This is a genomic window from Psychrosphaera haliotis (genome assembly GCF_039523615.1).
Classification (GTDB): domain Bacteria; phylum Pseudomonadota; class Gammaproteobacteria; order Enterobacterales; family Alteromonadaceae; genus Psychrosphaera; species Psychrosphaera haliotis.
Genome location: NZ_BAAAFQ010000004.1, coordinates 869,232 through 884,446, shown reverse-complemented (window position 1 = coordinate 884,446; position 15,215 = coordinate 869,232). Strand labels below are relative to the sequence as shown.

Below are 15,215 nucleotides of genomic sequence, written 5' to 3'. Positions count from 1 at the left end.
AAAACGACGTACTCAATAGTGCCCCTTACCTCTTATATAACAGACTCGTTATGAACAAATTTATAGCACCAGAATACTTATTTGACGGCAATCGTTTAATTCAAAATTCAGTATTAGAAATTCAAAACGGTCGTGTTTATGAGATACATCACAATGCCTTGCTATCTGACTTTCCAACGGCAATATCCTTGAATGGTATTCTTTCACCTGGTTTTATAGATTTACAGGTTAATGGTGGGGGCGCGGTTTTATTTAACGATGACCCTAGTATTCATGGCTTGCAGCGTATTGTGAATGCTCACAATGTTAGTGGTACATCTCATATTCTACCAACAGTTATTACCGACAAAATTGAAGTTATGAAACAAGCTGCGGATAGTGTTTCCGCTGCTATAGAGCAAGGTTTGGCTGGTGTCTTAGGTATTCACTTTGAAGGTCCTCATATCAGTGAGCCTAAAAAGGGCGTGCATCCAGAAGTGTCTATTCGAACACTAGGTGATGCAGAGAAAAAGTTATATTCAAGATCCGACATTGGTATCAAGCTAATAACACTAGATCCCGATGCCGTCTCGTTAGAGGATATTAAGTACTTAATTGCCAACAATTGTATTGTTTCCGTTGGTCATACTAATGCATCGTACGTATCCATTAAAGCTGCGATAGATGCTGGGGCGAGTGGTTTTACTCATTTGTATAATGCAATGTCTCCGCTTACCGGAAGAGAGCCAGGTGCGGTAGGTGCGGCACTAAATAGCGAGCGTGTTTATGCTGGTATAATTTTAGATGGTTTTCATGTTGATTATGTTTCTGCAAAGTTAGCTTGGAAAATAAAAAATCAGCTAACCAATAGCTCCGCATTTCCCGATAGCTCAGAAAAGAAGACAGGTAAGTTGTACTTAGTCTCTGATGCTATGTCCTCTATAGGCAGTGACCAAACGAGTTTTAATTTATTTAATCAAACGGTATCTGTGTGCAATGGCAAGCTAACAAACGAATCCGGCACGCTAGCTGGCGCTCACTTAAACCTTCTTATGGCTGTTCAAAATACAAAACAACATTTAAATATTTCAAATGAAGCGTGTTTAAAAATGGCAATAACCTACCCAGCTGAATTTATAGGTATAGATGCAAATAAGTTCGCAGTAGTTAAAGGCAGTGAAGCAAACTTTATTCAGTTGGATGAATACTTGAACTTAATTCAACACCATACGTATTAGTGAAAAATGAACTTACTTTAGGTTTGTTGGTCATGTAAGTAGGGCTTTTTGTAAATAGGAATTACAAATGAAATTATTATCACCTAACATCGCTGTATTTTTACTTCTTTTTCTTTCTTCAAATACTGCTGCGACAGCTATATCAACTCACTCAGTAATGAAAAAACTCAATGATGCACTAAGTGAACTTGGTGAAGCTGTACCGGTATCAGGGCATGTAGTTGTGTCATTTAATAAGGTTGAAGGTGACGGTAAAAAAAGCAAAGAGAAATCAGGCCAAGTCGCGTTGATGGTTAGAGAGGATATGAACGGATTAACGACGTCATACTCAACGAACGTTTTGAAAAACATGAAGCAGGAGTCCGCGGCTAAATTAAAAGATGAAGATGCTTCAACACCGACTATTGATGCTATTAACGACTTTAGCATGAGTAATATTAATAACTTACTGTCGCCAATCGATTCACTTAATCAGCTTTTAAAGTCGGCAACATTGATCAGAGTTGAGAACTTAAAAGAACAAGTTGAAGGAGCTTCAAAGTTACACTTTACATTGCCTGTTGAAGCAATTATTACTAATAAGCGAACACGTGAATATGTAGACAAATTTGATGGAGAAATGACATTAACAGTTAAAGCTGATGGCACACCTATTGAATTACTGGCTAACTATAATGGCAGTGGAAGGGCTTATGTTGTTTTTTCCGTTAAAGCCGCAGGTACGCGACTACAAAGGTTTGATGTTGTTGGTAATAGGTTGGTAATGACAATGCGAGAGAGCTTTAGTAGTTACGACTCAACCTTTGGCAAAGGCGAAAATTCGGAAGTTCACCTATTTACACCAAAGGTCGTTGGTTTACCTAACAAGGATCACTTTACTAATACATCAAAAGATACTTCAATATAAGCTTTGCCATGTTCAGAAGTGAAAGGAATGATTAGCGTTGAGCTTTCACATTGGTGACTAATAGTATGGTTTTTACCAGACACGATAGTAGGTGTTGCCATATTAAAATCGTATCCTTTATCACCTAACATGTTTTTGGCGCCGCCGGTTACCATATTGGTAATTTCACCTACCATATCGGTAACTTCTTCATTTATTGTATCTGGGCGTTCCCCAAGCATTTTTTCCATAATAGATAATGCTAATGACTCTTCAAAAGTAACAGAAAGTGAGCCTTTAGTTTGAGGACTTGCCATACCTATAATGCCGGATACATCGCCTCTAGATACCTCTTCTTTTTTCATGGATGGTTTACCAGGCTCAAGCTTGGTCATTGCCATGGTCTCTAACACGTTCATTAGTGAGCTAAGAAAAGGATTAATAAACTCTACATTCATAGTAAAAAGGTTCTTTTAGTTAATTATGGGGTAAGGGTTAACCCTATAAACTTAGCTGTTAAGAACCAAAAAAGCTACCGGAATCGTTACGAATTTTTACTAGAATACATCTCTGCATCTGCTTTGATTAATAAATCATCAGGCTCTGTGCCGTGGTCAGGGTATATTGCGGAACCAATACTGATGCCAATGTTGATATTGTCACCCGAGAATTGAAATGGCTGGGAAATAGCACTAAATATTTTATTTCGAATCGCATTTATTGTGACTAATGAGGCCCTGTCAGTGATCAGAATGATAAATTCATCGCCGCCGTAACGAGCAATAATGTCTTCTTCACGAATTTCATGTTTCAAGCGCTGAGCGACTTGGCTCAATATACGATCACCTACTGCATGACCATATTTGTCATTAACGCTTTTAAACCCATCTAAGTCACAAAATAAAATAGCGTAGCGGTCCGTGTGACGATTAGCGTTCTGGCTTAACTCGTTTAGCTTATTGGTTAAAAATAATCGATTTGGAATATTGGTTAATGCATCTGTGTTAGCTGATTTGGCGAGTAGAGTTTCGGCTCTTTTAAACTTTGTTACGTCTTTTGCAATGACAATAATACCCACTACTTCCTGATGTTCTTCACTGAAATGAGGCAAATAGGTGATATACAGAAAGCTTTCGTCGTTGTTACCTTTTGGTTTTACCCAAGATTTATAATTTATAGGGAGGGCAGAAGTAAGGCATTTGTTTAAATTGGGCAGAATTTTATCTTCGTAAGTTACTGGCTCAAAAATATCTTGTGGGCTTTTATTAATTAACGACTGAGCTTTATGTCCATAAAACTGAGCGTAACTATTACTCACATATTGGTATTTTTGGTTTTTGTCGATGTAAGCAAACAAATCAAGACTGTTTTTGAGAACAGTGTTGAAAATTTCCTGCATAAAGTTGAAAGAATCCGTATTCATAATTGCACAATTACTCCATGTATGTGTCCCCATTCTATGGATATTTACTTGAATTGCTATAACAAGGTGTAAAAAAAATGAGCTATTTTTATTAAATACACTCATTCTGTTCTTGTTTCGTGTATAATCCCGCGCCAGATAGAATCCAGTTGATCTTTAGTCGACATAATACCCTTTTTTGAGGAAGAATTGATGAGCTCAAATGCCCATAAAGGCCTGAGAAACGTAGCTATCATAGCTCACGTTGACCACGGTAAAACAACGCTTGTAGACAAACTACTAGCACAATCAGGTACGTTAGATGCGCGTACTGACCATGACGAACGTGTTATGGACTCGAATGACATCGAAAAAGAACGTGGTATCACTATTCTTGCTAAAAACACTGCAATCAACTGGAACGACTACCGTGTAAACATCGTAGACACTCCAGGACACGCGGATTTCGGTGGTGAAGTTGAACGTGTTATGTCAATGGTTGACTCTGTATTGCTTATCGTTGATGCGCAAGAAGGTCCTATGCCTCAAACGCGTTTCGTTACACAAAAAGCGTTTGCTCAAGGTCTTAAGCCAATTCTAGTTATCAACAAAATTGATAAGCCAGGCGCTCGTCCTGATTGGGTTATGGATCAAGTATTTGACCTATTTGATAACCTTGGCGCAACTGACGAACAGTTAGACTTCCAAGTTGTTTATGCTTCTGCACTTAACGGTTGGGCTTCTCATGAAGAAGGCGAAACTGGTACAGACATGACACCATTATTTGAAACAATCATTGACCAAGTGCCACCTCCGGCAGCTGACGTTGATGGTCCGTTCCAAATGCAGATTTCTCAGTTAGATTACAGCTCATACCTTGGTGTTATCGGTATCGGTCGTATTACTCGTGGTACTGTTAAGCCTAACCAACAAGTAACTATCCAAACTGCTGCTGGTACAATCCATAACGGTAAAGTAGGTAAAGTATTTGGTTACTTAGGCCTAGACCGCTACGAAGCAGAAGATGCAAGTGCCGGTGATATCATCGCGATTACTGGTCTTGGCGAATTAAAAATCTCTGACACTATTTGTTGTCCATCTGAAGTTGAAGGTCTTCCTTTACTTTCAGTTGACGAGCCTACAGTAACAATGACGTTCCAAGTAAACACGTCTCCGTTTGCTGGTAAAGAAGGTAAGTTTGTTACTTCACGTAACATCAAAGAGCGTTTGGACAAAGAATTAGTTCACAACGTTGCACTACGTGTTCAACAACTTGACGATGCTGATAAATTCAAAGTATCAGGCCGTGGTGAATTACACTTAGGTATCCTAATTGAAAACATGCGTCGTGAAGGCTTCGAATTAGCAGTATCACGTCCAGAAGTTATCATGCGTGACGTTGATGGCGAAAAACAAGAACCATACGAAACGGTTACGATTGATGTTGAAGAACAGCATCAAGGCGCGATCATGGAGAAAATGGGTCTTCGTAAAGCTGAACTTACTGACATGGCACCAGATGGTAAAGGCCGTATCCGTATGGACTTCATCATGCCTAGCCGTGGTTTAATTGGCTTCCAAACTGAATTCATGACATTAACGTCTGGTTCTGGTTTGATTTACCATACATTCTACGAATATGGTCCACATAAAGGCGGTGAAATCGGTCAACGTATGAACGGTGTATTGATTGCAAACGCGACGGGTAAAGCCCTAACAAACGCAATCTTCAATCTACAGTCTCGTGGCCGTATGATGATTGGACACGCAACTGACATCTATGAAGGTCAGGTTGTTGGTATTCATAGCCGTGATAACGACTTAACAGTAAACGTACTTAAAGGTAAGCAATTAACTAACGTACGTTCATCTGGTACAGACGAAGCGCAAACACTAACTCCACACATTGTAATGACTCTAGAGCAAGCTTTAGAATTTATCGATGATGACGAATTAGTAGAAGTAACGCCTGAAAGCATTCGTATCCGTAAGAAATTCTTATCGGAAAACGAACGTAAGCGTGCATCACGTTCAAAGCCTAACGATATTTAATCGTTAGCAATAAGTGGCTACCTAACGTGGTCACTTCAGTTGTTCGTTATAAAGATTAAATCCTCAACTTAGTTGGGGATTTTTTTTACGCATAAAAAAGCCTCACTTTCGATAACTGTTCATAATAAGTTAGACTAAAGCTACTCAAACAAGTAAAGAGGTAGCTATATGTTTGGTTCAAAATGTAAACCTTCGATAAAATTCACAACACTTGCTCTGTCTTCTATTTTTTTTATTGCAGCGTGTGGGGGAAGTGACGATGACTCTCTTGTCGAAATTAAGGAAAATGCAACTTTCACTTTAGCCCTAAGTGATGCGCCAGTGGACAATCTCTCAGAGGTTGTTGTTTGTTTTAATGCCGTTCAACTTAAGAGCAGTGGTGAGGATCAAAACGCGTCTGTTGGTGATGACGACGAAATGTTGCCACCGAATGATATGTGCCTTGATGGTACTGGCAATGTGATTGCAAATACGGTTGGCATTAATCTACTCTCATATCAAGGAAGTGAATCTATTGCGTTAGTTGACGGACTAGAAATTGACGCCGGTGAATACTCACAGCTACGTTTACAGATCAGTGAAGGCTCTTTTGGTACTTTGGTCGATACAGGTGAAAAAGTATCAATATCCGTTCCATCGAATGAACTTAAGTTAGATGGTTTCACTGCAGCTGTTGGTGGTACAGTAGATTTAACTCTAGAGTTTGATCTTAAAAAGGCAATGACAAACCCAGTAGGACAAGAGGGATACTTCCTAAAACCAAGAGGAGTTAGGTTAGTAGATAACTTACTAGTCGGTCACATTGAAGGTACCGTTGCAGAAGCCTTGCTAACTAATAATGAATGCTCGCCATTAACGAATGTTGCCACTAGCCCAGCTACTGTTTATCTTTATGCTGGTACTGATGTTGCCGAAGAAGACATGGCTGACGTTGATGGATCAGAAACTATGCAACCATTAACAAGTGTTGCGGTTTCGTATAACGAAACGGACGTAAGTTATGACTTTGAAGTTGGCTTTATACCAGAGGGGAGTTACACAATTGCACTGACTTGTGATACAGATGACAACCCAGAAAGTGATGAAGACATTTCGTTTATTAGCTTTCAAAACGTCGATGTGGCGGCAGGTTCTACACCTGTTGAAGTGACAATAAGCGAGCAGTAAAAAAGGCTGCAGTCATGAAGTTACCCCCAATAGTTGGACATGCCAATTACTGGGGGCTTTTTAGATTAACGCAAAGTCCAAGCACGGAACTTACGTCCCTTAAGCTTACCGTTTTCAATTTTCTTAACAGCTTTTTTAGCTACTTCTTTTTTAACAGCAACGTAGGCCCACATGTCATGAAGTTGGATTTTACCTACTTCACTTCCGTCTATGCCACCGTCGCCAGTAAGGCAACCTAGAATGTCACCAGCACGTACTTTTTGTTTCTTGCCGCCATCGATACGAATCGTTTTCATCGCAGCCACAGGTACAGTCTTACCTAATACCGCTTCACTTGGTAATGCTTCAGGTGTAATGGTACGGCTTAAATAGTCTTCAATTAGACCCATTTTATAACCGTCTTTTTTACCAACTAAACTACACGCGCGACCATTTTGACCAGCACGGCCAGTACGACCAATTCGGTGAATGTGAGTTTCAGTATCGTGTGCTAACTGATAGTTGATTACTAAATCTAAGTCTTCAATGTCTAAACCACGAGCCGCCACGTCTGTCGCTACTAATACAGAGCCACTTTTATTAGAGAATTGAACTAATACCTGATCACGCTCGCGTTGTTCTAGGTCACCATGCAGTGCTAAAACATCGAATCCCATATCCCATAACTCATCGGCAACATCTTGTGTTTCGCGTTTGGTATTACAGAAAATGACACATGACTCTGGCTGAAACTCCATAACCAATAATTGAGTTGCCAACAAACGGTGTTCATTGTCATCAATTTCATAAAAGCTTTGTTTAATCGTTTCTTTATTATGATTCGACTCAACTTTAATTGAAGTTGGATCAATCATGATTTTATTAGCAATACCTGCCACTTCGTCGCCGTATGTAGCACTGAATAGCAATGTTTGGCGTTGTTTAGGAGCGGCATCAATTACTGCGTCCATAGATGATTGGAAACCCATCTCAAGCATTCTGTCAGCTTCGTCTAAAACTAGCGTCTTTAATTCTGATAAATCTAAACGTTTTTTAGATAGGTGATCTTCAATGCGTCCTGGCGTGCCAACAATAATATGAGCGCCATGCTCCAAAGAGCCAATTTGTGGACCCATAGGAGAACCACCGCATAAAGTAAGCACTTTAATGTTGTGAATGCCACGGGCTAATGTACGAATTTCTTTTGCTACCTGGTCGGCTAACTCGCGAGTAGGACACAACACCATTGCTTGGATTCTAAAACGTTTTACATCTAATGCTTGCAGTAAACCAAGAGAAAAAGCGGCAGTTTTACCTGAGCCCGTTTTAGCTTGTGCTATAACGTCTTTACCCTCAACAATAAGAGGTAAAGATTCAGCCTGAATAGGCGTCATTTCTGTATAAGTTAGCGATTCTAAAGTGTTTAATAACTCAGGCTTTAGCCCAAGTGTGGAAAATGAAGATTGACTCAAAATGGATTCTCAAAATAATGGAAGGATTTACCAGCGCATTCTAGCACTGATCAATAATAATTTCTCACCTTTGTTCGAAAAAACAGCAGTTGATTAGTTGATAATTACATATCGTTTTTGAGATTGTTAAAAGCCCTTGAGCTCCACTTCTGTAATGATTTTAAAGGGCTGAAACAGAAATGGCCCATAATCATCCGGTAAATGAAAATAGACCATTTTAATAAATTTATCTTAGCAATATTTAGGTTATAGTTTTGTTACCTTATACCCTTTGTCTTTTAGCTGCTCGATTACACTATCTTCACCAACCAGGTGGGCTGCACCAACTAAGACAAACTCTTGATCGTCGTCATTAAAAAGTGCTTCAATCTTTGGCACCCAATCAAGGTTCCTATCTGTCATCATTGCCTTAAAACTACTAGGAAATTGCTCTTTCATTTGCACTAAAGCCAACTCATTGATGGCGCTTTCATCACCAACTCTCCATGCTTTAATGAGCTTTTTCAACAACGGAACTATTTCCCCTGCCTCTGCTAAGTTATGTTTAATAGCGTACTCTTCGTTACCAATGCCCATATTCGCAAGCATATTAATTTGAAAGTCTAACGTTTCTAGGTATTCAATAGACTTATTGTCTTGGTTAGCAAGCTGTGAAAAGTACATATCAACACCCGCTCCAGCCATGCCTGCTTTTTGAGTTTCTATGTTTAAAATCATTGAAGAGATAAATCCGGGCTTAAATTTATTTAACTTTTCAAATTCAATACCAACGGCAGAAAAGTATTGTTTAAGACTTTCATTCGTTTGCTCTGACAGATGTTGGCTCAATGTTTCACCATCTGCATAGGCCATAGCTTTAAGCATTGCCATTTGACCCGCTTGATCATCAGGCGTAGGAAGCTTAGTTTCTAATACTATGCTGTCAGCAGCCTGGTACGTATCAGTAAACACACTTGGTAATGGGTACTCTGTAATTGGAAGTAGGTGTACAGTGCCACCAATATGAACCACATCTTCACCTTTTTTAACCTCCCAAACAGTGTTTGAAAAAGAAGAAAATGATGTTGCTAAAACACTTGCTAATACAGTGGCTTTTAAACTTTTTTTAATTAGATTTTTCATTTTTATTTACCTTTCAATTATTCAATTATTCAATTATTCAATTATTCAATTATTCAATTATTCAATTATTCAATTATTCAGTTATTCAGTTATTCAGTTATTAGTAGCTCGAGAAGTCACCAATCTTGGCCAAAACTCTTGTCGCCATCACATCATTAACCTTGTTAATTTCTTGGTTGAGTTGCTTATCAATGCGCGCATTTGATATCGCCATCACTTTATTAGATAACTGGCTGTACGAAGTACTTGGGCTACTTGGAGAAAGTGCAGTAGCAGATGCTTGTGCCGTTTCAGAAAGAGATAAAGCAATTACGCAAGTAAGTAGAGCTAGTTGATTTTTGTTTAAGCTTTTCATTTTTAAATCCTTATTGGCTAAACCAATCTATTTTGTTAATTAAAATACAGCAAAAAAATATCTGCATTTCGAATCAACTGAGATGAGTGTTCGTTTGCAGTGGGGACAAGATTAGAGATGAAAAGTGAATATGTCGCTTATGGAACTCTTAACAATAAATTCATAAGGGTTTATTTTTTGTTATTTTGTTATGTTATTGAAAAGTAGTAATTTAGCGATCAAATATTATTGTTGGTATTAGGTTTTCATAAGGTTTCAAGATTGAACGTTGTTGTGCAAATAATGTTCTTGCTATCTAGTTTATGAATTTGTAACCTGTCGGTGTAAAAATAATAAAAAATGGAAGTTAATAATGGTGTTTGAATTTGGTGCGTGGCGATATAATGCTGAAAAAAGTGAAATTCAGTGTGAGGGCACCGTTAGGGAATTAGAGCCACTTATTGAAAAACTATTAAACTACTTCATCTCGAATAGTAATAAAATCATTTCTCGCCAAGAGCTAATTGACCATGTTTGGCAGCATGCCTATGTTGATGACAACTCAATCAATCGAGCTATTTCAGAGCTTAGAAAGCAACTAAAGCTTCCCGATTCTAATCACATATATATAAAAACACATTATCGAAAAGGCTATAGTCTGACGTATGTTCCTGTTCAAGTTCAGGCTAGTACCAGTACTAATCAAGCTGGTACCATTCAAACGAATACCATACAAGCCAATAGCACAGGTGCCACAAGCGACAATGTTAGTAATGATAATGCTACGAACGACAACACAATCAACAGCATTGATGAAGTAACCACATCAAAGGACAGTTTATCTCAAGATACTCAATACTCTAAAGACCAAGACCAAGACACTCAGAGCAATCCCGGAAGTGAAAAGACAAATACGGCAAAATTTAATATAAAAGCGATCGCAGCGGCCATTTTATTACTAGTGGTCTTCTATTTTGTTTACGCGTCTTATGCGTTGTCGAACTCCGCCGATGATGTTGCAAGTAGCCAAGCTGCAGGCAATTATGATGTCCATCAAGATAACAGCATAGAAAGAGATATAGAGATCAATTCACTGCCCGCAAGTTGGCTGATTGGCGCGGAATCCAGACCAATTGTTTCCCCTGATGGCTCAATGTTTTCCTATTTAAACAAGTCAGACGAGGGTACAAAGAGTTTTGTTGGTAGTTTAGTGGGTAACACGAATACGCAGTTAGAATATAAAAATTTCGATATATATGTTATTTCCTGGCAAGTAGAGTCGTCTAATTTAATCGCATACGTACGTGACAGCAAAGCATCCACCTGCCACATTGGGCTTTTTGATGCTAGTGCTTTTCCTGTAGTCGATTTTGTAAAAAATTTAATGCCTTGTCCTTTAAATCCTTTTTATAAAATGGAGTTAGATAAACTAGGGCAGAATTTATATTATTCTCGCAAAGGCGACAATGCCACTGACCTGTTACTGTGGGACATAGAAGCTCAACAATCTCGCATGTTTTTATCATCAAATGATTTGTACAAAGGTATTCGCCAATTTGGAATATCGCCAGATGGCCAAAAGATGTTTTACCTTAAAGAAGAGCACACAAAACCAACTAATGTTTATATCTATGACTTTCAGTCAAAAGAAAGCAAAAAAGTCTTCGAGTTTCCAAAATTTACAATACTCAAGAACGTGAACTGGTATACCGACAGCAACTCTTTAATCTGGCCTTCGGATTCAGGTTTAACAACGTTAGATTTAGATACCGGATTAACAACACACTTAAACATTACAAACGGCGAGCCAATTAATAATTTATCGCCTATTAATAAAACACAGGCCCTTACCGTTAGCAGGGCCGAATCAAAAAGTAGTATTTCTATTTATGATATGGCGCTTAACCTTATTGAAGACAGGAAGTTTCAAGCTGATGGACAAAGCTTTTTCCCACGCTTTTTTAATGATCAGCTTATGTTTGTCTCTAATCGAAGTGGATCCTATCAGTATTGGCTGGCGGGTGAAGAGCTATCGCAAATAACCACATATGATAAAGAATATAGCAGGATCATTTATCCTCCTCGAATAGCTAATGACGGAAGTTTTTACTTACTGCAAGCAGAGTATGAACTTTACCTTGTTGAAGCAGACACGGGCATAAAAAGAAAAATTGAATATAAAGATGAACATTTCATAAACAGCGCAGCTATTGGCCCTGATAAAAGAAAAATCTACACGGTAATTTCAGTTAATGAAAAAACCCAGGTATGGGAATACGATTTAATCTCAAATAATATCAAAATGCTCGTACCTGCAAATGCAATTCATATGCTAAACGATCCGAGTGGTAACGTTTATTACACAACTGGCACCAGACTTGTTGGGCTGACGACTTCGGTAGACTTAGAAATAGAAGCCGACATTAATATTTATCACTCGCTAATGAGCTTAAGCAACCGCTACTTCTATGTTTACGATAGAAAAAACGCTCAGTTGGTGCGAACCGAATTAACAACAGGTGAAACGTCGTACATAGACATGCCGCAAAAAATTGCAGGTTTTGCCGTAAATAAAGACGATACACAGATAGCAATAACAACGGCGACGCAAACAGATACACAAATTAACCGAACAAGCTGGAAATAACAAAAACCAAATGGATAGATTATGAAAACTAAACTAGCACTTACCTTAGCCTCTGCAATGGTTTTAGTCGCTTGCGGAAAAGTAGACTTTGCCGTAACGGACAGTAAAAATGCCGATGCCGTTGTTAAAAAGATGAAACAGGACGCACAACAAGAGATAACACAAGCTGAAGCGCCAAACAGTTTTGAGTTGCCTTATGAGTCGTTTACTTTAGACAACGGGTTAAAAGTCATTCTGCATCAAGACAAGTCGGATCCTATCGTTGCCATTTCTACTATCGTTCATGTTGGTTCTAGTCGTGAAAAGCCTGGGCGAACGGGGTTTGCTCACTTTTTTGAACATATGTCATTTAATGACTCTGAGAATGTGCCAAAAGGTGCCAACCGTAAAATGATCCCAGAATTAGGTGGCTCTCGAAATGGCGGTACTTGGAGCGACGGTACTATCTATTACGAAGTTGTGCCAAAAGATGCCTTTGATAAGTTGCTTTGGATAGATTCAGATCGCCTTGGTTATATGATTAATACCGTTGATAAAGGCACGTTAGAGCGTGAAAAGCAGGTTGTTAAAAACGAAAAACGCCAGCGCGTAGATAATCGTCCTTATGGCCATGTTGGTCATGTTGTTAAAAAAGCACTTTATCCAAAAGATCATCCTTACAACTGGACGGTAATTGGTGACTTAGAAGACTTACAAGCTGCAACCCTAGCGGATGTACGCGAATTTTATGACCAATTTTATGTACCGTCGAATGCCACTATGGTTATTGCTGGTGATATTGAAATTGAAGAAACTAAAGCAAAAGTAAAGCAATGGTTTGGTGAAATAAAAGCAGGTAAGCCAGTTGGTAAAATGTCGCCGCAACCTGTTACCTTAACGGAAACTAAGAAGCTCTATCATTTAGATAACTTTGCGAAAATCCCAGAAATTCGCTTAACGTTCCCTACGGTAGAGAGCTACCACAAAGACGCTTACGCACTTGATGCTTTGGGCGAAATTTTATCATCAGGCAAACAAGCTCCGCTATATAAAACCATTGTTGAAGAGAAAAAGTTAGCGCCAGGTGTTTATGCGTGGAACAGCTCGGAAGAAATTGCCGGCACATTTACCTTGTTGGTTCGCGGTAATGCAGGAACAAAGCTAGATACGGTTTATCAAGCGATTGAAGAAGCACTAGATAACTTTGAGAAAAATGGCTTTAGCGAAGCACAGTTAACAAAGATAAAAGCGGAACAAGAAACGTCGTTTTTCTATGAAATTGAGAGTGTTTTGGACAAAGCACAAAAGCTTGGTCAGTATAATGAATTTGCAGGATCGCCTGAATTTATTAAACAAGACATTAAAAACATAACGTCAGTTACCGTTGAAGATGTGAAACGTGTATTCAAAAAATACATTAAAAACAAACCAAGCATCATTACGAGCTTCGTGCCAAAAGATCAAAAAGAGTTGGTCGTTTCAGGCTCAGTAAAAGCCAACGTTGTTGAAGAAGTGATTGAACAAGGCAAAGAGCAACAGTTTGTTGAGAATGACGCCATTAAGTTTGAGAAAACGCCAACTAAATTTGATCGTAGCGAACCAGCACTTACTGAACTCCCTACCTTAACGACGCCAGATGTGTGGCAAACAACTCAAAGTAATGGCTTAACGGTTTATGGCATAGAGCAAAACGAACTGCCAATTGTAAACTTTAACTTAGTTATTGAAGGTGGTCAGCAACTGGACTTGGGCAATAAACTTGGCACAGCATCGCTCATGGCCCAGCTAATGAATGAAGGCACGCAAAACAAAACTCCGCAGGAACTGGAAGAAGCCATTGGTCTGTTAGGCGCGAGCTTAAGAGTTTCAAGCAACCTAGAAACTGTGACGATATCTGGCAGTTCATTGGCGAAAAACTTTGATGCGACCATTGCGTTGTTATCTGAAATGTTAATGTCGCCACGTTGGCAAGAAAGTGAGTTTGACCGTTTAAAATCAACACGCTTAACTCGCATAAACCAAGGTAAGGGCGATGCAAGCACCATCGCTAGAAACGCATTTTATAAAAAGCTTTATACAGAATCTCATGTTGCGGGCAGTCCAGTTGGCGGCACTGAAAAAACTGTCAGTAATATTTCATTAGAAGATGTTAAACAGTATTACCAACAAAACATTACGCCAAAAATGGCGACGTTTAATGTGGTGGGTGACGTAACTGAAAAACAAGTGAGCAAAGCGTTAGCAAGATTAAACAAGTGGCAAGGTGAAGCGGTGGAGCTACCTCAGCAACCAATGGTATCTCAGCGTAAGAAGCCAACCTTGTACTTTATAGACGTACCGGGTGCCAAACAGTCCGTTATTATGGCAGGTAAACCTGTAGTAAGTGGTAACAGCGCGGAGTTCCATCCTATTCAGGTAGCGAACAACCGCCTAGGCGGTGGAATGAGTGCAAGACTGGCACAAACGCTTCGTATACAAAAAGGTTACACGTACGGCGCGTATTCTTATATTCGTGGCGCAGGCTATCAATCTCCATTTATTGCATCTTCGCAGGTTCGTACCAATGTTACGTTGGAGTCTTTAGAGATATTTAAAGACCTTATTAGTAATTACAAAGAGACCTACAAAGAGGAAGATTTAGCCGTTACTCAAAATATGATCATTAAAGGTAACTCACGTAAGTTTGAAACCTTAGATCAGCTTTTAGGTATGTTAACTGAAATGAGTCGTTTTGACCGTGAAGCTAATTTTATTGAGCAACAGCAAGATTACGTTAAATCACTTGAGTTAAAAGCCGTTCATAACGTAATAGACAAGCATTTTAATGAACAACAAATGATTTATGTTGTTGCGGGAGATGCAGAAACTCAGTTAGCTAGAATGAAAGAGTTTGGTTACGGAGAGCCGGTTGTATTAGATATTGAAGGTAATCCGGTTAAGTAAAAACCGGATTACCTA

Annotated in this window: 11 protein-coding genes; 6 read left to right on the top strand and 5 right to left on the bottom strand. The window is 39.0% G+C overall.

What is annotated here, in order from left to right:
- Positions 1 to 50 precede the first annotated feature (50 nt).
- A complete protein-coding gene (nagA, locus tag ABD009_RS06555; RefSeq protein WP_343823747.1) occupies positions 51 to 1,217 on the top strand; it encodes an N-acetylglucosamine-6-phosphate deacetylase in 1,167 nt (388 codons plus the stop codon).
- Between the two features lie 67 nt (positions 1,218 to 1,284).
- A complete protein-coding gene (locus ABD009_RS06550) occupies positions 1,285 to 2,124 on the top strand; it encodes a hypothetical protein (RefSeq protein ID WP_343823745.1) in 840 nt (279 codons plus the stop codon).
- On the opposite strand, the gene ABD009_RS06545 is transcribed toward ABD009_RS06550, so the two are convergent.
- Together ABD009_RS06545 and ABD009_RS06540 are read right to left on the bottom strand one after the other, a co-directional pair.
- Positions 2,088 to 2,561 carry a chemotaxis protein CheX gene (locus ABD009_RS06545; RefSeq protein ID WP_155695974.1) on the bottom strand — a complete coding sequence of 158 codons (474 nt, stop codon included), beginning with the start codon at positions 2,559 to 2,561 and terminating at the stop codon, positions 2,088 to 2,090. The two genes, ABD009_RS06550 and ABD009_RS06545, sit on opposite strands and share 37 nt — an antisense overlap.
- An 86-nt stretch (positions 2,562 to 2,647) precedes the next feature.
- Positions 2,648 to 3,526 (bottom strand): diguanylate cyclase domain-containing protein, encoded by an 879-nt coding sequence (locus ABD009_RS06540; RefSeq protein WP_343823742.1) that lies wholly within the window; start codon positions 3,524 to 3,526, stop codon positions 2,648 to 2,650.
- Between the two features lie 192 nt (positions 3,527 to 3,718).
- Here ABD009_RS06540 and typA point away from each other — a divergent pair, with 192 nt between their 5' ends.
- The gene (gene typA / locus ABD009_RS06535; protein ID WP_155695972.1) at positions 3,719 to 5,557 is read left to right on the top strand and encodes a translational GTPase TypA; all 1,839 of its coding nucleotides are present in this window, start codon (positions 3,719 to 3,721) and stop codon (positions 5,555 to 5,557) included.
- Between the two features lie 168 nt (positions 5,558 to 5,725).
- Positions 5,726 to 6,724: a DUF4382 domain-containing protein gene (locus tag ABD009_RS06530; protein WP_343823740.1), complete on the top strand. Its 999-nt coding sequence runs from the start codon at positions 5,726 to 5,728 to the stop codon at positions 6,722 to 6,724.
- Positions 6,725 to 6,789: 65 nt separating this feature from the next.
- On the opposite strand, the gene dbpA is transcribed toward ABD009_RS06530, so the two are convergent.
- The 3 genes from dbpA to ABD009_RS06515 all read right to left on the bottom strand — a co-directional run bounded on the left by dbpA (position 6,790) and on the right by ABD009_RS06515 (position 9,652).
- Positions 6,790 to 8,175, bottom strand: a complete 1,386-nt coding sequence (gene dbpA, locus ABD009_RS06525) for an ATP-dependent RNA helicase DbpA (protein WP_155695971.1) — start codon at positions 8,173 to 8,175, stop codon at positions 6,790 to 6,792.
- A gap of 246 nt (positions 8,176 to 8,421) precedes the next feature.
- Positions 8,422 to 9,297: a TraB/GumN family protein gene (locus ABD009_RS06520; RefSeq protein ID WP_343823737.1), complete on the bottom strand. Its 876-nt coding sequence runs from the start codon at positions 9,295 to 9,297 to the stop codon at positions 8,422 to 8,424.
- A gap of 100 nt (positions 9,298 to 9,397) precedes the next feature.
- Entirely contained in the window at positions 9,398 to 9,652 is a 255-nt protein-coding gene (locus tag ABD009_RS06515; RefSeq protein WP_343823735.1) for a hypothetical protein, read from the bottom strand.
- Positions 9,653 to 10,004: 352 nt separating this feature from the next.
- On the opposite strand from ABD009_RS06515, the gene ABD009_RS06510 reads away from it, so the two are divergent.
- Positions 10,005 to 12,278, top strand: a complete 2,274-nt coding sequence (locus tag ABD009_RS06510) for a winged helix-turn-helix domain-containing protein (protein WP_343823733.1) — start codon at positions 10,005 to 10,007, stop codon at positions 12,276 to 12,278.
- Between the two features lie 21 nt (positions 12,279 to 12,299).
- The gene (locus tag ABD009_RS06505) at positions 12,300 to 15,200 is read left to right on the top strand and encodes a M16 family metallopeptidase (RefSeq protein ID WP_343823731.1); all 2,901 of its coding nucleotides are present in this window, start codon (positions 12,300 to 12,302) and stop codon (positions 15,198 to 15,200) included.
- Positions 15,201 to 15,215 lie beyond the last annotated feature (15 nt).

Excerpts from the sequence above, each read along its gene's own strand:
- nagA (WP_343823747.1), top strand. The coding sequence starts at position 51 with ATGAACAAATTTATAGCACCAGAATACTTATTTGACGGCAATCGTTTA.
- ABD009_RS06550 (WP_343823745.1), top strand. The coding sequence starts at position 1,285 with ATGAAATTATTATCACCTAACATCGCTGTATTTTTACTTCTTTTTCTT.
- ABD009_RS06545 (WP_155695974.1), bottom strand. The coding sequence starts at position 2,561 with ATGAATGTAGAGTTTATTAATCCTTTTCTTAGCTCACTAATGAACGTG.
- ABD009_RS06540 (WP_343823742.1), bottom strand. The coding sequence starts at position 3,526 with ATGAATACGGATTCTTTCAACTTTATGCAGGAAATTTTCAACACTGTT.
- typA (WP_155695972.1), top strand. The coding sequence starts at position 3,719 with ATGAGCTCAAATGCCCATAAAGGCCTGAGAAACGTAGCTATCATAGCT.
- ABD009_RS06530 (WP_343823740.1), top strand. The coding sequence starts at position 5,726 with ATGTTTGGTTCAAAATGTAAACCTTCGATAAAATTCACAACACTTGCT.
- ABD009_RS06520 (WP_343823737.1), bottom strand. The coding sequence starts at position 9,297 with ATGAAAAATCTAATTAAAAAAAGTTTAAAAGCCACTGTATTAGCAAGT.
- ABD009_RS06515 (WP_343823735.1), bottom strand. The coding sequence starts at position 9,652 with ATGAAAAGCTTAAACAAAAATCAACTAGCTCTACTTACTTGCGTAATT.
- ABD009_RS06510 (WP_343823733.1), top strand. The coding sequence starts at position 10,005 with ATGGTGTTTGAATTTGGTGCGTGGCGATATAATGCTGAAAAAAGTGAA.
- ABD009_RS06505 (WP_343823731.1), top strand. The coding sequence starts at position 12,300 with ATGAAAACTAAACTAGCACTTACCTTAGCCTCTGCAATGGTTTTAGTC.